This window comes from Nocardioides pakistanensis (assembly GCF_054781215.1).
Genome location: NZ_BAAGUV010000060.1, coordinates 43,247 through 60,463, shown reverse-complemented (window position 1 = coordinate 60,463; position 17,217 = coordinate 43,247). Strand labels below are relative to the sequence as shown.

General features: G+C 74.0%; 15 protein-coding genes. 10 read left to right on the top strand and 5 right to left on the bottom strand.

Annotation, left to right across the window (positions count from 1 at the left end):
• The first annotated feature begins 27 nt into the window (after positions 1 to 27).
• On the top strand, positions 28 to 2,940 hold the full coding sequence (locus ACYVIH_RS18250; protein ID WP_460870946.1) for an FG-GAP-like repeat-containing protein: 2,913 nt from the start codon (positions 28 to 30) through the stop codon (positions 2,938 to 2,940).
• Between the two features lie 4 nt (positions 2,941 to 2,944).
• On the opposite strand, the gene ACYVIH_RS18245 is transcribed toward ACYVIH_RS18250, so the two are convergent.
• Positions 2,945 to 3,709: a TIGR03089 family protein gene (locus ACYVIH_RS18245; protein WP_460870945.1), complete on the bottom strand. Its 765-nt coding sequence runs from the start codon at positions 3,707 to 3,709 to the stop codon at positions 2,945 to 2,947.
• 33 nt (positions 3,710 to 3,742) lie between these two features.
• On the opposite strand from ACYVIH_RS18245, the gene ACYVIH_RS18240 reads away from it, so the two are divergent.
• Positions 3,743 to 4,801: a sugar phosphate nucleotidyltransferase gene (locus tag ACYVIH_RS18240; RefSeq protein ID WP_460870944.1), complete on the top strand. Its 1,059-nt coding sequence runs from the start codon at positions 3,743 to 3,745 to the stop codon at positions 4,799 to 4,801.
• 40 nt (positions 4,802 to 4,841) lie between these two features.
• Here ACYVIH_RS18240 and ACYVIH_RS18235 read toward each other — a convergent pair whose 3' ends face one another.
• The 3 genes from ACYVIH_RS18235 to cofD are packed head-to-tail and all read right to left on the bottom strand — an operon-like array spanning position 4,842 to position 7,606.
• Positions 4,842 to 5,570 carry a DUF3105 domain-containing protein gene (locus ACYVIH_RS18235; protein WP_460870943.1) on the bottom strand — a complete coding sequence of 243 codons (729 nt, stop codon included), beginning with the start codon at positions 5,568 to 5,570 and terminating at the stop codon, positions 4,842 to 4,844.
• 39 nt (positions 5,571 to 5,609) lie between these two features.
• Positions 5,610 to 6,599: a coenzyme F420-0:L-glutamate ligase gene (gene cofE / locus ACYVIH_RS18230; RefSeq protein WP_460870942.1), complete on the bottom strand. Its 990-nt coding sequence runs from the start codon at positions 6,597 to 6,599 to the stop codon at positions 5,610 to 5,612.
• The gene (gene cofD, locus ACYVIH_RS18225; protein ID WP_460870941.1) at positions 6,596 to 7,606 is read right to left on the bottom strand and encodes a 2-phospho-L-lactate transferase; all 1,011 of its coding nucleotides are present in this window, start codon (positions 7,604 to 7,606) and stop codon (positions 6,596 to 6,598) included. The genes cofE and cofD overlap by 4 nt, the downstream gene beginning before the upstream one ends.
• Before the next feature lie 307 nt (positions 7,607 to 7,913).
• Here cofD and ACYVIH_RS18220 point away from each other — a divergent pair, with 307 nt between their 5' ends.
• From ACYVIH_RS18220 to ACYVIH_RS18210, 3 genes are all read left to right on the top strand, one after another.
• Positions 7,914 to 8,168 (top strand): WhiB family transcriptional regulator, encoded by a 255-nt coding sequence (locus tag ACYVIH_RS18220; RefSeq protein ID WP_460870940.1) that lies wholly within the window; start codon positions 7,914 to 7,916, stop codon positions 8,166 to 8,168.
• A 131-nt stretch (positions 8,169 to 8,299) separates the two neighbouring features.
• Positions 8,300 to 11,116, top strand: coding sequence for a glycosyltransferase family 2 protein (locus ACYVIH_RS18215; RefSeq protein WP_460870939.1), 2,817 nt, complete (start codon positions 8,300 to 8,302; stop codon positions 11,114 to 11,116).
• The gene (locus tag ACYVIH_RS18210) at positions 11,113 to 12,537 is read left to right on the top strand and encodes a DUF5719 family protein (RefSeq protein ID WP_460870938.1); all 1,425 of its coding nucleotides are present in this window, start codon (positions 11,113 to 11,115) and stop codon (positions 12,535 to 12,537) included. Before ACYVIH_RS18215 ends, ACYVIH_RS18210 begins: the two co-directional genes overlap by 4 nt.
• Positions 12,538 to 12,546: 9 nt before the next feature.
• On the opposite strand, the gene ACYVIH_RS18205 is transcribed toward ACYVIH_RS18210, so the two are convergent.
• Complete coding sequence (locus ACYVIH_RS18205; protein WP_460870937.1) at positions 12,547 to 12,939, bottom strand: metallopeptidase family protein; 393 nt, start codon at positions 12,937 to 12,939, stop codon at positions 12,547 to 12,549.
• Positions 12,940 to 13,079: 140 nt separating this feature from the next.
• Between ACYVIH_RS18205 and ACYVIH_RS18200 the strand changes: the two genes are divergently transcribed.
• From ACYVIH_RS18200 to ACYVIH_RS18180, 5 genes are all read left to right on the top strand, one after another.
• Entirely contained in the window at positions 13,080 to 13,460 is a 381-nt protein-coding gene (locus tag ACYVIH_RS18200) for a DUF3499 domain-containing protein (protein WP_460870936.1), read from the top strand.
• 26 nt (positions 13,461 to 13,486) lie between these two features.
• Positions 13,487 to 14,860 (top strand): phosphomannomutase/phosphoglucomutase, encoded by a 1,374-nt coding sequence (locus ACYVIH_RS18195; RefSeq protein WP_460870935.1) that lies wholly within the window; start codon positions 13,487 to 13,489, stop codon positions 14,858 to 14,860.
• Positions 14,857 to 15,033, top strand: a complete 177-nt coding sequence (locus ACYVIH_RS18190) for a Trm112 family protein (RefSeq protein ID WP_460870934.1) — start codon at positions 14,857 to 14,859, stop codon at positions 15,031 to 15,033. Before ACYVIH_RS18195 ends, ACYVIH_RS18190 begins: the two co-directional genes overlap by 4 nt.
• Complete coding sequence (locus tag ACYVIH_RS18185) at positions 15,033 to 16,094, top strand: SIS domain-containing protein (RefSeq protein ID WP_460870933.1); 1,062 nt, start codon at positions 15,033 to 15,035, stop codon at positions 16,092 to 16,094. Before ACYVIH_RS18190 ends, ACYVIH_RS18185 begins: the two co-directional genes overlap by 1 nt.
• 102 nt (positions 16,095 to 16,196) lie before the next feature.
• Positions 16,197 to 17,141, top strand: coding sequence for a DUF808 domain-containing protein (locus ACYVIH_RS18180; protein WP_460870932.1), 945 nt, complete (start codon positions 16,197 to 16,199; stop codon positions 17,139 to 17,141).
• Positions 17,142 to 17,217 lie beyond the last annotated feature (76 nt).

Genomic DNA, 17,217 nt, shown 5'->3' with positions numbered 1-17,217 from the left:
TGTCTGACCCGGGGGAGCGACCAGCCGATGGCCGAGAACAAGAGCCGCTTCGTCCTCGTCTGCCAGCAGCTGCTGGCGGTGGGGACGGTGGCCGCGCTGGCGGCCCCCGCGCTCGGGGTGGCCACCCTCGACATCGTCGGCCCCGCGCCCCGGCAGGAGGGCGCCGCGGCCCAGGCCGTGCCCGCCGTGGCACTCGTGGCCTCGGCCCCGGTCGAGCCGACCGTCACCGCGGTCCCGCTGGAGGGCGTCGAGCGGGCCGGCCTGACCGCCCTTGCCCGCCGCCCCGCGACCCGGCGCGAGGCCGCCTCCGAGCTCGCGGCACTCAGCGCGCCGGAGGCCGTCGAGGGCTACGCCACCGTGGGTGTGACCTGGGACCACGCCGAACGGCTCGAGGAGGACCAGGTCTCTGTGTCGGTCCGCAGCCGGGACGGTGACGGGTGGGGGCCCTGGCAGGAGATCGAGTACCACGACGACCACGGCCCCGACCCCGACAGCGCCGAAGCACGCATGGCCCGTCAGGGCACCGACCCGATCGTCGTCGGTGACGTCGACCAGGTGCAGGTCAAGGTCGAGACCGACGACGGTGAGGTCCCGGCCGGCGCGGAGCTCGTCGTCGTGGACCCCCAGGAGACCCCGGGCGCTCGCGTCGAGACCCCGGCGATCGACACCGCGGACCTGCCCGAGGGCGGCGCGATCACGCTGTCGTCCTCGACCACGGGTGCCTGGGACGGCACCGAGGGCGGGACCGGCGACCCGGAGCCCACCACCGACCCGACCGCGGAGACCCCCGTCCCCGACGGCACCGTCCCCGACGGCACCGATCCCGACGGGCTGCTCACCGGGGCGGTCGGCATCACGCCGAAGCCGCAGATCTTCTCCCGGGCACAGTGGGGCGCCGACGAGCGGCTGCGCAACAAGCGGGCGCTGAGCTACTACGAGGTGCACGCGGGCTACGTCCACCACACGGTGAACGCCAACAACTACACCCGCGCCCAGGTACCCGCCCTGCTGCGCGGCATCTACGCCTACCACACCAAGGCCAAGGGCTGGAGCGACATCGGCTACAACTTCATCGTCGACCGCTTCGGCCGGATCTGGGAGGGCCGCTACGGCGGGGTGGACCGCCCCGTCGTCGGCGCCCACACGCTCGGGTACAACGAGTACTCCTTCGCGATGTCGGCCCTCGGCAACTTCGACAAGGCCCGGCCCTCGGCGGCGATGCTCGACGCGTACGGCCGGTTGTTCGCCTGGAAGCTCTCGCTGCACGGCGTCTCCGCGGCGTCGAGCCAGCAGTGGGTCGGCAAGAAGTACTTCCCGGCCATCAACGGCCACCGCGACGCGGGGCGGACCGCCTGCCCCGGCAAGTACCTCTACGCACAGCTCCCCCAGATCAAGGGCCTCGCCGCCTCCTACCAGGCCCCGTTCACCTCGCGGACCCGCTCGGTGGACATCGCCGGCTCGCCGTGGCCGGACCTGGTCGTGCGCGACAGCGAGACCAAGGCGATCAAGGTGCTGCGCACCGGCGGTCAGACGAACTTCCAGCAGCCGACCTTCGCGGTCAAGGGCTGGAAGGGGATGGACCTGATCGCCGCGTCTCGCGACCTCACCGGCGACCAGATCCCCGACCTGCTCGCGCGCAACCGCGCCACCGGCAGCACGGGTCTCTACCCCGGCACCGCGCAAGGCACGTTCGGAGCGGCGGTGATGGAGACCGACCGGTTCGCCGAGGTCGACCAGCTCGTCGCCGCCGGAGACCTCACCGGCGACGGCGAGGCAGACGTCGTGGCTCGAACCCGGAACACGACCGAGCTCTGGGTGTACCCGGGCACCGGTCGCGGAGCGTTCCGGCAGCGACAGCTGCTCTCCCGGGACTGGGACTACGACCTGACCGCGGGCGTGGCCGATCTCGACGGTGACGGACGCGACGACCTGGTGGCGCGCAGGTCCACCCGGCTCTACCTGGTCCCGGGCACCGGACGGGGCCTCGGCGCAGCCACCGTGATGCCCGGGCGCTGGGCGGCGTTCACGTTGATCTCCGGTGCCGGTGACCTCGATCTCGACGGGGAGAACGACCTCCTCGTGAAGACCCGCCGTTCCCGGCAGGTGTTCATCATCCCCGGCGACGGAGCCGGTGGTCTCAGCACCCGACTGGGCCCCTTCCTGCAGTTCCGCGGGATGAACATGCTCGCCGCGGCCGGCCAGCTTGCCGGGGACGGTGCAGCGGACCTCGTCGGCCGCGACGCGATGGGCCGGATCCGGGTCTACCCGCACAACGGCGCGAAGAACGTCGAGGCGCTTCAGGACACCGGTCTGGCCATCCCCGACGCGAACCTGATCCTCAACGTCGGCGACTGGAACAACGACGGCTACGCCGACCTGATGAGCCGTGGCGCCGGTGGTGCGATGTCGCTGTGGCCCGGCACGGGTCAGGGCCGGTTCACCGGACCGCTGCCGGCGGGCCGGGGCTGGGCACGGGTCCAGCTGGTCGCCGCGGTCGGAGACATCACCGGGGACGGCTACCCGGACCTGATGGGCCAGCCCCGCGGGCGGGCGATGCGGATCTACCCCGGCAACGGCGCGACCGGGTTCCTGCCCAGCTACGTCGCCCACTCCGCGATCAGCTCCAACGGGCACGCGGGGCTGGGCCTCTGGGACGCAGACGGCTCACCGGACAGCCTGCTCCGCCGCACCGACGGCACCTTGGTGCTCTACCGCGGCAACGGCCCCGGCGGGCTCTTCGGGCCGAGCACGGTCGGCAAGGGCGCCGGCCGCTTCGACTGGCTCCAGGCCGTCGGTGACGCCACCGGTGACAGCCGCCCCGACGTGGTCGCGCGTGACCGCAGGACCGGCACCCTCTACCTGCTCGCGGGCACCCCGAAGGGCTTCACGGCGCCGCGCCTGCTTGCCGAGGGCTTCGCGACCTACGACCTGAGCAGCTGAGCTCTCACGCGGAGCGGTCACCGCGCAGCTGCGCGGTGGCTCGCTCCTCGGCGTAGCGCCGCTCCCACCGCTCCTCGTCCGGGTGCGCCACCCAGACGCAGCCACCACCACGCAACAGCGGCGACAGCAGCGTGCCGAGACCCTGCGCGGAGACCGGGTTCACGTCGGTCAACAGCCGACCGCCCGGCTCCAGCAGCGGTGCGGCCGCGGCCTCGCCGAGCAGCTCCTCCTGCGTCCGGGCCGCCGCGGGCTGCTGCCAGGCGACGTCCTCCGGCATCACGGGGTCCATCGGCACGAACACGTCCGGCTGACCGAGCACCACCGCGCCGTAGTCGACGACCCCGTCCGGCAGCGGCTCGGCGAACCGGGCGCCGAGCGGGCGCAGCGACAGCGCCAGCACCGGTACGGCGGCCGCGTGCTCGGCGTACTCACCGACCCCCTCCGGGCCGCAGACGACCAGATCCGCCTGGCCGGCAAGCGAGCGGTCGGTGGTGACGACCAGCCCGACCGACCACGCCGCGCCGAGCCAGACCGCACCGAGCCAGTGGGTCGGCAGGTCGATCAGCACGAGGCCGCCGCGCTCGACGTCGAGCTCGTCCTGCACCAGGCCGGCGGTCTTGGCGACCCAGTTGGCGTAGGTGGTGACCGACAGCTCGACCCGCTCGCCGGTGCGGTCGTCGTAGAAGGTGACCAGCGGGAGTGCGGGGTGCGAACGCAGCGCTCCGGCCAGGAGGTCGGGGAAGGTGCTCGGGGCAGGGGAGGGGCTCACCCGCAGCAGGGTACGCAATGGCAGGATGCCCGCATGTCGCACCATGCAGAGGCCGTGATCGTGGCCGGCGGGTTCGGGACCCGGTTGCTGCCGCTCACGGCCCGCCGCCCCAAGCACCTGCTCAACGTCGGCGGGGTCCCGTTCCTCGAGCACCAGCTCGCCCGGCTCGCCGGCGCGGGGGTCGAGCACGTCGTGCTCGCCACGTCGTACCGCGCCGAGCTGTTCGAGCCGGTCCTCGGCGACGGTTCCCGCTGGGGCCTGCGGCTGGACTACGTGCTGGAGGAGGAGCCGCTCGGCACCGCCGGCGCGATCCGCAACGTCGCAGCCGCCCTGGACGGCGACCCGGAGGGCGCGGTGGTGATCCTCAACGGGGACATCCTCTCCGGCCACGACCTGCGCAAGCAGCTCGCCGACTTCGAGACGCCGCGCGACGGACAGCGCGTCGACGTCTCCCTGCACCTGGTGCAGGTGCCCGACGCCCGCCCGTTCGGCTGCGTGCCGACCGACGCATCCGGCAGGGTCACCGGCTTCATGGAGAAGTCCGAGCACCCGGTGACCAACCAGGTCAACGCGGGCTGCTACGTGTTCCGCAGGCGGATCATCGACGAGATCCCACCGGGACGGGTGGTCTCGGTGGAGCGCGAGACCTTCCCCGAGCTCGTCGAGCGCGGCCGGCTGGTGGTCGGCTACGTCGAGACGGCGTACTGGCGCGACGTCGGCACCCCCGAGGCGCTCGTCGCCGCGTCGCAGGACCTCGTCACCGGGGTCGCGCCCAGCCCGGCGCTCGACCACGACCCCGCCGCGGCGCGGGTGCTCGACGGTGCCGACGTGGATCCCACGGCTCGGCTCGACCGGGGCAGTCTCGTCGACCAAGGAGCCCGGGTCGAGGCCGGGGCCCGGGTGAGCGGAAGCGTCGTGATGAGGGGTGCGGTCGTCGGGCCCGATGCCGTGGTGGAGGACTCGGTGGTCGGGCCCTCGGCGGTCGTCGGAGAGGCGGCGCGGCTGCAGCGGGTGACTCTCGGCGACGAGGCCACGGTCGCGCCCGGGACCCACCTGGCGGACGCCAAGGTCGACTGCGCCGTCGCGGTCTGACCCCTGCGCGCGGCCCCGCAGGCGCGTCGCGGCCGCGGGGTCAGGAGGCGCCGGGCTCGGGGGAGTCGGTGTAGGGGTAGTCCTCGACGAAGGTCGAGACAACCTCGCCGCTCGGCTCGCCGCAGTACTGCGTGATCCCGTGCTGGCCCTCGGGGTTGCCGTTGGTGCCGCCCATCGACCAGTGCGTCAACGCGATGTGCGCTCCGTCGGGGAACGGCTCGCCGTCCTCGGCGGTCCACGGGGCAGCGATGAACTTGTTCTCGTAGCTCTCGCCCTCGAACTTCTGCGCGATCGCCTTCACCTGGGCCAGCTTGTCGGAGTCCTCGGCGATGGTCTCGTCGTACCAGAGGATGTTGTAGCCGTGCTCGAGGTTGTGCACCAGGCGGCCCAGCTCGGGGCGGTCCTGGGCGGTGTAGAACTTGCGCTCGAGCGTGGCCCAGTCGGGGTAGTGCGGCCCGGCGGCCGGCGGCGACTGGTCGTAGGGCAGGTCGGAGCCCAGCGGGCGGTGGTCGTTGTTGCCCTCGGCCTTGACCGCCACCGGGTCGGTGCAGCTCGCGGCGTCGGCGGAGACGCCGAGAGCGCCGAGCTCCTCGTCGGCCAGCTTGTCCTGCTTCAGCAGCGGGTAGGCGCCGGCACCGATGATCACCAGCGCCACCAGCGACGCGGCGACGATCATCGCGATCGTGCGCTTCTTCTCGGCACGCTGCTGCTCGCGCTTGAGCTGCTCGACGACGGCGCGACGGTCATTGCCCTTGCTGGCCTTGGCCACGGAACCGATACCTCTCGACGGGGAAGTTACGCGCGCAGTCTACGGAGTGCCCGGCGAGAACAGCAGTCGCAGCCCGGCACCCGGATCCGAGGCGTCAGGAGCTGCCGCTTGCCAGCCGTGAGCGAACGCCACGCTGCGGGCTCGCTCCTCGAGCGCCCCGAGCAGATGCGGCTCGGTCCCGGCCGCGAGCGAGACCAGGACGCCGTCGGGGCTCGCGAGGCTGGTGGTCGCCTCGGGCGCGGGCAGGGCGTGGGACAACGTCGCGACGAGCTCCTCGGCCGGGGCGGGGTCGCCGAACCCCCGTCCGTCCTGACGCGCCGCTGCCTGGAGCACCGCCTCCCGGCTGCCGAGACCGAACATGTCCTGGGCCTCGGCACGCACCAACGCTGCCGCGCCGGACCCGTGCCGGCCGCGGGGCAGGACGAGGTGCCCGAGCCCCCGCACGACCGCCGCCGGGCTCCGGCTCAGCTTCCCCGTCACGAGGTCGGCTGCCGCTGCGAGCTCGTCGGCGACCGCGGGCACGGTGACAGCCAGCACGTTGCCGTAGCCGTCGTCACGACCCGCGTGGTCGTCGAGCACCTCGATCCCCGCCGCGCCGACCGCGATGTCGGTCTGGCCGGCTCGCCAGGCTCGTCCCGAGGTGTCGCTGATCAGGACCGCGACGTTCGGCCCGTCCGCGCCCAGTGCCTCGCGCAGCGCCCGGGCCGAACGGTCGGGGTCGGCCGGGAGCAGCACCAGCGTTCCCGGCTCGGTGTTGGAGGCGTCGATCCCGGCCGCGGCCATCACCAGCCCGAGCCGGGTCCGCACGATCGCGGTCTGCCCGCGCCGGGCGACGACCCGGTCCGTCTCCGCGGCGAGCGCCTCGGCCTTCTCGCCGCGGACCACCCGGCCTTCCGCCTTGCTCACCACCTTGCTGGTCACCACGAGCACGTCGCCGTCTCGCAGGTCCGCGCCGGAGGCGAGCAGGGCGGCCAGGTCGTCACCGGCGCGGACCTCACCGATGCCGGTGACGGCCAGGCAGCTGATCACCGCGCCGCCCCCGGCGCGCTGCCCGGGTCGACGACGTCACCGGCGAGGGCGTAGGCCTCGCCGACCATCGCCGCCGTCGCGTCGGGGTCGGTCATCATCAGTGGGACCGCCCGGCAGGCGATCCCGGCTGCCTCCACCCGCTGGACCTCGCCGGTGTCGCGCTCGTCGACGAGCCAGCCGTCGAGCACCCCGCCGCTGCGCCGGGAGCCGTAGTGCTCGGCCACCGCGGCGGCGCTGGTCTCGACGCCGATCGCCGCGAGCATCTGGGCCGCCATCCCGCGCACGTGTGCCCCGGCGACGATGGGGGAGACGCCGACCACGCGTGCGCCGGTCGCCCGCAGCGCTTCGCGGATGCCGGGCACGGCGAGGATCGTCCCGACGGAGACGACCGGGTTCGACGGTGGCAGCAGGACCACGTCGGCCGCGGCGATCGCCTCGAGGACCCCGGGCGCCGGGCGGGCCCGGTCGATGCCGACCGCGACCACGGCGCGGGCCGGGACCTCGGCGTGCATGCGGACCCAGTACTCCTGGAAGTGCACCACCCGTTGCCCCGACGGCGACTCCGGGTCGTCGACGGCGACGTGGGTCTCCACCCGGTCGTCGGTCATCGGCAGCAGGTCCACCCCCGGCTGCCAGCGCTCGCACAGCGCCCTGGTCACCGCGGACAGCGGGTACCCGGCGTCGAGCATCTGGGTGCGCACGAGGTGGGTGGCGAGGTCACGGTCGCCGAGGCCGAACCAGGTCGGCTCGACGCCGTACGCCTCCAGCTCGGCCTTCACGTTCCAGGTCTCGTCGGTGCGCCCCCAGCCGCGGTCGGAGTCGATCCCGCCACCGAGGGTGTACATCACCGTGTCGAGGTCGGGGCAGACCTTGAGCCCGTGCAGCCAGATGTCGTCGGCGGTGTTGGTCACCACCGTCACGTCGACGGGTGACCCCGTCGAGGCGTGGTGGTGGAGCAGGCCGGTGAGGAAGCGGGCACCCCCGATCCCCCCGGAGAGCACGACCACACGTCGGGTCGGTGGTGACGGTGGGGAGGAATGTGAGCTTTGGGGCGTTTGGGACGGCGAACCGGGGGTAGTCATGACGCGCTCTTCCTAGGGCAATGGCCCGACCGGGTCAACTTCACCGGCACGGACGGGCATATAGCAGATGCGGGCTTGACTTGGTCTCTACGACAGGCATGTAATTCCAACGTTGTTGTTCGAACCGGTCACATCGGGGAGCGATTGCCACTAGCGTCAGGCCAGTGCTGCAGAGCACGGGTAGTCAATGGGGGTCCTGCGAAGGATCTCACGGGTCGAAGGGCGGAATGCCGTGAGGGAGCTCTACGTACTCGACGGGGAAGCCGAGGAGCTGGGTTGGCAGGAGCGCGCGCTGTGCGCGCAGACCGACCCCGAGGCGTTCTTCCCGGAGAAGGGTGGCTCGACGAGGGAGGCCAAACGGGTGTGCCTGACCTGCGACGTGCGCAGCGAGTGTCTTGAATACGCGCTCGAGCACGACGAGAGGTTCGGCATCTGGGGAGGCCTCTCCGAACGCGAGCGCCGCAAGCTGAAGAAGCGGGCGGTCTAGCGCGACAACGGGCAGTGTGGTGACCACCGCACTGCCCGTCGTGGTTCTCGGGCAGCTGTCCCGGGCCGTGCGCTCGCCCCCGGCCTCGCCGATGCCTTCGGTCACCGGGCCGGTGGTTAGGGTTGGGCGCCGTGACGGTTACAGCGCTCCTGGTCAGCCACGACGGTGCTCGCTGGCTCCCGGCGGTGCTCGAGGGCCTGCGGCGCCAGACCCGGCGCCCCGACCGCGTGGTGGCGGTCGACACCGGCAGCACCGATGCCAGCCGCGACCTGCTGGTCGCGAACCTCGGTGCCGACTCCGTCATCGACGCTCCCGCCGAGCTCTCCTTCCCCGACGCCGTCGCCCTCGGCCTCGGGCAGCCACCCCGCACCGACGCGGACGGTGGCGAGTGGGTCTGGCTGCTCCACGACGACAGTCGGCCCGCCCCGGACGCTCTCGAGCGGCTCCTCGCGGCGGCCGCCGACAACGCCTCCGCCGCGATCCTCGGCCCCAAGATCCGTGAGTGGCCCTCGCTGCGCCGGCTGCTCGAGGTCGGGGTCACGATCAGCGGCACCGGCCGGCGCGAGACCGGCCTCGAGCGCGGCGAGTACGACCAGGGACAGCACGACCAGGTCCGTGAGGTGCTCGCGGTCTCCTCGGCCGGCATGCTCGTCCGCCGCGAGGTCCTCGAGCAGCTCGGCCTCGACCGCCGGCTTCCGGTGTTCGGCAACGACCTCGACCTCGGCTGGCGTGCGGCGCGGGCCGGCCACCGGACGCTGGTGGTCCCGGACGCGGTCGTCTTCCACGCCGAGGCGGCCCATCGCGGGCTCCGGCGTACGTCGCTCACCGGCAGTCCTCGTCGCGGGGAGCGCCGGGCAGCGTTGTACACCCTGCTGGCCAACGCGGCGCTCCCGGCGCTGCCGTTCCTCGTCGTCCGGCTGTTCCTCGGCAGCCTGCTCCGGGCGCTGGGCCTGCTGCTCGTCCGAGCACCGCGGGAGGCGCTGGACGAGCTGCTCGCGCTCCTGGCCACCTATGGCCGGCCGGACCTCGTACTGCGGGGTCGGCGGGAACGGCGCCGGACGGCCACCGTCCCGGCCCGCGACGTCCGGCACCTGCTGGCCCCGTCCTGGCTGCCCTACCGGCATGGCCTCGACGCGGTCTCCGACCTCGTCCTCGCGGTGGCCGGGCAGGTCGGCGAGGCGCCCTCCGGCCGGCGCGCCGCCCGTGCCGCGGAGACCGGGCCGGTGCCGGAGGAGGCCCAGGAGCTCCCCGCCGACACGGGCCTGCTGGCCCGGTTCCTGGCGAGCCCCCGTGCCTGGGTGGCCGTGCTGCTGGTGCTGCTCGCGCTGGTCGCGGCCCGCGGGCTGGTGGGCGGGGGTGTGCTCTCCGGTGGAGCGCTGCTGCCGGCACCCGGCTCGGCGGCTGCCTGGTGGGCGCTGTACCTGGAGTCGTGGCACGAGGCCGGCATCGGCTCGGACGTGCCGGCGGCGCCGTACCTGCTGCCGATGGCGCTCGGCGGCACACTCCTGTTCAACAAGGCGTGGCTGCTGGTCGACCTGCTCTTCGTGCTGGCCGTGCCCCTCGCCGCGTGGGGGGCCGGCAGGTTCCTCCGCGACCTCGTCGGCCCGGGCTGGCCGCAGCTGTGGGGCGCGGTCACCTACGGGCTGGTGCCGGTGCTGACCGGGGCGGTGGCCCAGGGCCGGCTCGGCACCGTCGTCGCCGCGGCGGTGCTGCCGTGGGTCGCGCACGCGGCCCTGTTCCTGGGCCCCGGGCATCGCAGCGAGCGGCGCTGGCAGGCAGGCTGGCGGACGGCCCTGCTCCTGGCGCTGCTCACCGCGTTCACCCCGCTCGCCTGGCCGCTGGCCGCGGTGCTCGCCGTCGCTGCTGTCGTGGCCGGTGTGGTCGGCGACCGGGCCACCTGGACCACGGTGACCGCGTGGGGTCCCGTCGCGGTCGCCGTGCTCGCCGTCCCCGTGCTGTTGCTGCCCTGGTCCCTGTTGCGGTTCACCGGGCAGCACGCCGGTGCCTGGTACGCCGAGGCCGGGCTGCCGGCGCCCGAGCTGGTCGCCGACCTCGGCTTCTGGGAGCTGCTCAGCGGCCGGGCCACCACCGCCGATCTGGGTGCCGCGCCGGCCTGGTTCAGCATCGGCGTCGCGGTGGCCGCGGTCGCCGCCCTGGTCGCCCGGCGCACCCGCCGGCTCGTCGTCGCGGGCTGGCTGGTGGTCGTGCTCGCGCTCGGGGTCGCGGTCGTCCTCGACGCGCGAGGTGAGTGGGCCGGCTTCCCGGTCCTGCTCGCCGCGGGGGCGGCCGTCACGGTCGTCGCCGCGGCCGGTCGGGGCACGACGCGCCGACTCTCGGGGCGGTCCTTCGGCTGGTACCAGCCGCTGGCGCTGCTGGTCGTCCTCGCGGCGCTGCTCGCGCCCGTCGCGGGGCTGCTCTGGTGGGTGACCGGAGTGCCCGGGCCGCTGGACCGCGCAGCCGCGAACGGCGTGCCCGCCTACATGGTCGACGCCTCGCTGCGCGACCCCGACCAGGGAGTGCTGGTGGTCCGTCGTGACGGCGCCGGGCTCGGCCACACGCTGTTGCGCGGCGAGGGGGCCCGACTCGGCGACGACTCCGTCCAGCCTTCCGCGGGGGAGCAGCGTGAGCTGACCGAGCTCGTGGCCGCGCTCGCCACCGATGCCACCGCCGAACAGGTCGACCGGCTGAGCGACTTCGCGGTCGAGTTCGTCTACCTGCCCCCGCCGGCCGACCCGACACTGGTCGCCAACCTCGACTCGGTGAGCGGCCTGAGCTCCGCGAGCTCGCTCCGTCCGGGCTCGCGCGCCTGGCAGCTCGACGCCGAGCCCACGCGCGACGCGCTGCCCGGTCCCGACATGTCGTGGCGTCCGGTGCTGCTGGGCGCCCAGCTCCTGGCACTCGTGGTCGCCGCGGTGCTCGCCGCACCGAGCAGGAGGGTCCGCCGATGAGCACGCCCACCCCCGGTCGCCGGATCGCAGCCCGGGCACGCCGGCGTCCCGACGCGGCGGTGCTCGCGGGCGCCGCCCTCGTCATCCTCGCCCTGGTGCTCCTCGTGGTGGTCGACCGTGTCGAGGCCGAACCCGAGGCACCGCCCCGGGCCTCGGCGGTGCCGGTCGGAGAGGTCACTGTCGCCTGCGCCGCCTCGCCCGTCCCGGGACGCCGCGAGGTGTCCACCCTCGCCGCGGCACTCCCCGACGCCGAGGGTGAGGGCCGGCTGGTCGCCGGCGCGGCGGGGGAGGAGCCGACGCAGATCCGGGGTGCCCGCGGCGAGCGGGTGGACGTCGACCTGCCCGCACGGGCCGCCGATGCAGCCGTGACCGTCGCGGCGACCGGTGCGCAGGCGCTGGGCCGAGTCACCTTCCAGGTCGACCGCGCACGGGGCGGCGAGCGGCTCGCCGTGCAGGCCTGCCCGCAACCGCGCTCGCGCTGGTGGTTCACCGGTGCGGGCGCCGGGCTCGACCACACCTCCGTGCTGACGCTGGTGAACCTCGATCCCGGCCCGGCCGTCGTCGACGTGCTGGCACTGGGCGCCGACGGCCCGATCGACAGCGTCGGCACCCGTGGGATCACGATCGGCCCCGGCGAGGTGCACACGCTCGACCTGGTCGACGTGGCGCCCCAGGCCGACGAGCTCGCCGTGCACGTCGAGGCGTCCCGGGGCCGGGTCGTCGCCGTGATGGCCGACGGGCTCACCGAGGGGCCGGCCGGCGCCGCGGGGCAGGAGTGGCTGCCCGGGCAGAGCCGTCCGGCTCGCGAGCTCCGGCTCGCTCCGCTGCCGCGCCGGGCCGACCGCCGTACCCTCCTCGTCGCGAACCGCGGCGACCGTGAGGCGCTGGTCGAGGTCGCTCTGGCCGGGGAGGCCGGGACGTTCGTGCCGACGGGGGTCGGCCCGGTGCGAGTGCCCCCGGGCACCGTGGTGACCCAGGACCTCGGCGACGCCGTCGGGGCCGAGCCCACGGCAGTGGTGCTGAGGTCCACGGTGGCGGTGACCGCCGCGGTGCGCTCCGTGAGCGGCGGCGGCGACCATGCCTATGCCGCAGTCGTCCGACCGCTCCGACGGCCCGCGGCTGCGGTGCTGCCTGTCGCCGGGGCCGCCGTGCACCTGACCGCCGGGGAGGACGGTGGCACCGCGCGGGTCACGTCCTACTCCGCGGCCGGCGAGGAGGTCGCCACCGAGGACGTCGAGGTGCCGGCCGCCTCGACCGTGACGTGGCAGCCCGGGCGCGACGCCGCCTCGGTGCTGGTCACCCCGGCCATCGGACGGCTCTGGGGCGGTGTTGCCCTCACCGGAGACGGCCTGTCCCAGATCGCGCTCCGCGAGCTGCCGGTGACCCTGCGCAGGCCACCGGTCGTGCCGGTGGTCCGCTGAGCCGAGGGCTCAGCCGGCGTCGTAGCCGGGGTCGACCTCCTCGGGCGGCAGGCCGAGCAGCTCGCCGACCTGCTCGGCGAGCACCGTCATCACCAGCGCCTCGAGGTCCGACCGGGTCTCGCACCGCATCTCGATCGGTCGCCGGAACAGCACCAGCCGGGTCGGCGTGGTGCCCGTCGCGCGCACCAGGGACGCCAGCGGCACCGGCCCCGCGCCCCAGTCCGCGGGCACGATCGGCGTCTCCTCGACCGCGAACTCGATGAGCCCCAGCTCGTCGTGCCACCGCTCCTCGAGCCGCTCGACGGCGGCGAGCACGATCAGGTCGAAGACGGTGCGCGGCGACCGGTCCCGCGGCACGCCGCGCGGGGACAGCGGTCCGGGCAGCACGGCGGGTCCACGCATCCCACGGCCCCGGCGGTCGCGGGTGCTGCGCCGCCGCGGACCTGTCACCGGGAGGCTCCACGACCCCCGCTCGGAACCACGTACATCCACGTTGGCGAGCCTAGTCGCAGGGGAGGGGAGCAGGATGTACCGTCTGCCTCGTGAGTTCTGCCCGTCGCTGTTCGCGCACCGCCTGCGGGCGGCCGGCGGTGGCCACCTTGACCTACGTCTACTCCGACCAGACCGCCGTCCTGGGGCCGCTGGCCACCTACGCCGAGCCGCACGCCTACGACCTCTGCGAGGCGCACAGCGAGCGCCTGAGCGCACCGCGGGGCTGGGAGGTCATGCGACTGGCCCCCGACCCCGACGCGCTCGGACCGTCGAGCGACGACCTCCTCGCGCTCGCCGACGCGGTCCGGGAGGCCGCCCGTCCGCTGCCGCCGCGCGAGGGTGCCGGGCAGGCGGTCGGGCTGGCCCAGGAGACCGGCCGCGAGGTGGGCCGGCGAGGGCACCTGCGAGTCCTGCGGTCCCCCGACGACTGACCCCGCGCGAGCGGTAGGGTCGGACCATGCCTGCGACCACGGAGCCGGGGAACCTCGCTGCGGTCTTCAAGGCCTATGACGTGCGGGGCACCGTCCCCGACCAGGTCGACGAGGAGCTGGCCCGTTCGGTCGGCGCCGCCTTCGCCGCGGTGACCGGCGCCGCGGGAGGCGCAGTCGTCGTGGGGCACGACATGCGGCCCTCCTCACCGGGCCTGGCCCGCGCCTTCGCGGACGGGGCCACCGGCGCCGGAGCCGACGTCGTGATGATCGGGCTCGCGTCCACCGACGAGCTCTACTTCGCCTCCGGCCGCTTGGACCTGCCGGGCGTGATGTTCACCGCCAGCCACAACCCGGCGCAGTACAACGGGATCAAGATGTGCCGGGCCCAGGCGGTGCCGATCGGAGCCGCCAGCGGACTGGTGGAGATCCGCGACCTCGTCGCCTCGGGCGCAGTCGCTCCGGCAGCCCGGCCCGGCACGGTCACGACCACCGACGTCCTCGCCGACTACGCCGACCACCTGCTCTCGCTCGCACCGGTCAGGGGCCGGCGGCTCAAGGTGGTCGTCGACGCCGGCAACGGGATGGCCGGGCACACCGCGCCCGCGGTCCTGGGCCGGCTGGACCTCGACCTGGTCCCGATGTACTTCGAGCTCGACGGGACCTTCCCTCACCACGAGGCGAACCCGATCGACCCGACCACCATGACCGACCTCGTCCGGCGGGTGCGCGAGACCGGAGCCGACATCGGGCTCGCCTTCGACGGCGACGCGGACCGCTGCTTCCTCGTCGACGAGCGCGGTCAGCTGGTCAGCCCCTCGGTGCTCACCGCGCTGATCGCCTCCCGAGAGCTGGCCGAGCACCCCGGCGCCACCGTGATCCACAACCTGATCACCTCGCGGGCGGTGCCGGAGATCGTCACCGAGCGGGGCGGGGTGCCGGTGCGCACCCGCGTCGGCCACTCCTACATCAAGGCGACGATGGCCGAGACCGGCGCGATCTTCGGCGGCGAGCACTCCGGCCACTTCTACTTCCGCGACTTCTGGCGCGCCGACTCCGGCCTCCTCGCGGCCCTCCACGGACTGGCCGCCCTGGCCGAGTACGACGGTCCGCTCTCGTCGCTGCTCGAGGAGTACTCCCGCTACGCCGCCTCCGGCGAGATCAACTCGACGGTGCGCGACCAGGCGGAGGTCCTGCGGCAGCTCGAGGCGGAGTACACCGAGCGCCCCGACGTCGAGCTCGACCACCTCGACGGGCTGACGGTGACCCACCCCGCCTGGTGGTTCAATGTCCGCGCCTCCAACACCGAGCCGCTGCTGCGGCTCAACGCCGAGGGCAAGGACGAAGCCACCATGACGCAGGTCAGGGACGAAGTGCTGGCCATGATCAGGAGAGATGCATGAACCTCAACCCCGCCCTGCTCGAGATCATCGTGTGCCCCGACTGCCACGGGAAGCTGGTGCCCGACGACGCGGCCTCGGAGCTGGTCTGCTCCGGGTGCGGCCTGGCCTACCCGGTCCGCGACGACATCCCGGTGCTGCTGGTCGACGAGGCTCGCAGGCCCGGGCAGGCGTGATGAGCCGCCTCTTCGACGAGTCGCGGCTCGACGACGAGGACGCCCTCGCTCGAGCCGACTCGGTGCTGCGCCCGCTGGCCGAGGCCGGGGCGCGCGTCCGCCGCGAGGCCGGCGGTGCCGCCGAGGCGATCGAGGCGGCGCTCGTGATCAGCGACCGTGACACCCGCCCGCGCGCGGTCGTCGCTGCCGGTCCCGACTCGCGCCTGCTGCGCGCGGTGCTGGAACCGTGGTGCCCGGTCCCGTTCGTGGCCTGGCCCGGCCCCAGCCTGCCCGGCTGGGCGGGCTCGCTGGACCTCGTGGTGGTGCTCGCTCCAGAGGGCAGCGACTCCGGCAGTGCCTCCGCGGTCGCCGAGGGCGTGCGTCGCGGCTGCCAGGTCGTCGTCGCGTGTCCCGAGAACAGCCTCGTCGCCGAGCACGCCGTCGGGCGACACTGCACGGTGCTGCCCGTCACCACCGGCGACCAGCTGGCGACCGCCGTGGTGATGCTGGAGTTCCTCGACCGCCTCGACCTCGGGCCGGAGACCGACCCGGAGGCGGTGGCCAACGCGCTCGACGAGGTCGCGATCTCCTGCTCGCCCTACAAGGACCTCGCGGTCAACCCCGCGAAGATGCTGGCGATCGCGCTCGCGGACTCGCTGCCCCTGGTCTGGGGCGGCTCGGTGCTGGCGGCCCGCGCCGCGCGCCGGGTGGCCGAGTCGATCCGCCGCAGCAGCGGGCGAGCCGCGCTGGCCGCCGACGCCGAGCACCTGCTCCCGGTCGTGGCCGCCGCACGTCGGCACGACGTGTTCGCCGATCCCTACGCCGCGCCGTACGACGACCTCAGCGACCCCGACGCCCCCGACCGCAGGCCCATCCTGCTGATCCTCGACGACGGCTCGGACGAGCCCTCGGTCCGCGAGCAGCGCGGCCGGCTGGTGGCCGCGGCCCACGAGCGTGACGTCCGGGTGGAGACCATCGCGACCGACGCCTCCAACGAGGTGGCCCGCTATGCCGCCCTGCTCGCCACGGGCACCTTCGCGGCCGCCTACCTCGGCGTGGGCCTCGACCACCTGGGAAGCTGACGCCGCCCTGCTCCGGCCGAGCACGCGTGGAGCCGCTCGGCGCGGGTAACCTGCGGTGAGGATTTCGGCCGACACGGCCGGGCAGGGACGGAAGGACTCTCGATGGCAGCCGGGCTTTTCGGCCTGCTCGACGACATCGCGGCGCTCGCCAAGCTCGCTGCCGCCTCGGTCGACGACATCGGCGCGGCCGCGACCCGCGCCGGGGTGAAGTCGGCCGGCGTGGTCGTCGACGACACCGCGGTCACTCCGCAGTACGTCCACGGCGTGACCGCCAAGCGTGAGCTGCCGATCATCCGGCGCATCGCGAAGGGCTCGCTCCGCAACAAGCTGCTGGTGATCCTGCCCGCGATCCTCCTGCTCAGCCAGTTCCTGCCTTTCCTGATCACGCCGCTGCTGATGGTGGGCGCGACCTACCTGTGCTTCGAGGGCGCCGAGAAGCTGTGGGGCGCGATGCGTGGCCACGAGAAGAAGGCGCCGGCCGCGGTCCAGGGCCCCGAGGCGGAGGAGACGGTGGTCTCCGGTGCCGTGCGCACCGACTTCATCCTGTCCACCGAGATCATGGTCATCGCGCTCAACGAGGTCACCGACCAGCCGTTCCTGGCCCGCGCGGCGATCCTGGTCGTCGTGGCGATCGGCATCACGCTGCTGGTCTACGGAGCCGTCGGGCTGATCGTGAAGATGGACGACGTCGGGCTGCTGCTCGCCGAGCGGACCTCCACGGCTGCACGGAAGGTCGGTCGGGGGCTGGTCAAGGGCATGCCGGTGCTGCTCCGAGTGCTGTCGGTGGTCGGTGTCGCGGCGATGCTGTGGGTCGGCGGCCACATCTTCCTCGTCGGTGCCGACGACCTCGGCTGGCACGCGCCCTACGAGCTGGTGCACCACCTGGAGGAAGAGGTGCGGCACGCCGTGCAGGGCCTCGGCGGCTTCCTCGCGTGGACGGTGAACACGCTGGCGTCGGCCGTGGTGGGCGTCGTGATCGGCGCGATCGCCGTCGCGGTGTGGCACGTCCTGCCGCTGCCGGGCCGCAAGGAGTCCGCCGCGCACTGAGGCGTACGGCGGAGCAGCACACCCGGCCACCGGGACGTGTCCCGGCCGGTACCCTTGACGAGTTGCCCCCGAGATG

Bases quoted from the DNA above. Each gene is read 5' to 3' on its own strand.
- ACYVIH_RS18250 (WP_460870946.1), top strand. From the start codon at position 28: ATGGCCGAGAACAAGAGCCGCTTCGTCCTCGTCTGCCAGCAGCTGCTG.
- ACYVIH_RS18210 (WP_460870938.1), top strand. From the start codon at position 11,113: ATGAGCACGCCCACCCCCGGTCGCCGGATCGCAGCCCGGGCACGCCGG.
- ACYVIH_RS18240 (WP_460870944.1), top strand. From the start codon at position 3,743: ATGTCGCACCATGCAGAGGCCGTGATCGTGGCCGGCGGGTTCGGGACC.
- ACYVIH_RS18205 (WP_460870937.1), bottom strand. From the start codon at position 12,939: ATGCGTGGACCCGCCGTGCTGCCCGGACCGCTGTCCCCGCGCGGCGTG.
- ACYVIH_RS18190 (WP_460870934.1), top strand. From the start codon at position 14,857: ATGAACCTCAACCCCGCCCTGCTCGAGATCATCGTGTGCCCCGACTGC.
- ACYVIH_RS18195 (WP_460870935.1), top strand. From the start codon at position 13,487: ATGCCTGCGACCACGGAGCCGGGGAACCTCGCTGCGGTCTTCAAGGCC.
- ACYVIH_RS18180 (WP_460870932.1), top strand. From the start codon at position 16,197: ATGGCAGCCGGGCTTTTCGGCCTGCTCGACGACATCGCGGCGCTCGCC.
- ACYVIH_RS18185 (WP_460870933.1), top strand. From the start codon at position 15,033: ATGAGCCGCCTCTTCGACGAGTCGCGGCTCGACGACGAGGACGCCCTC.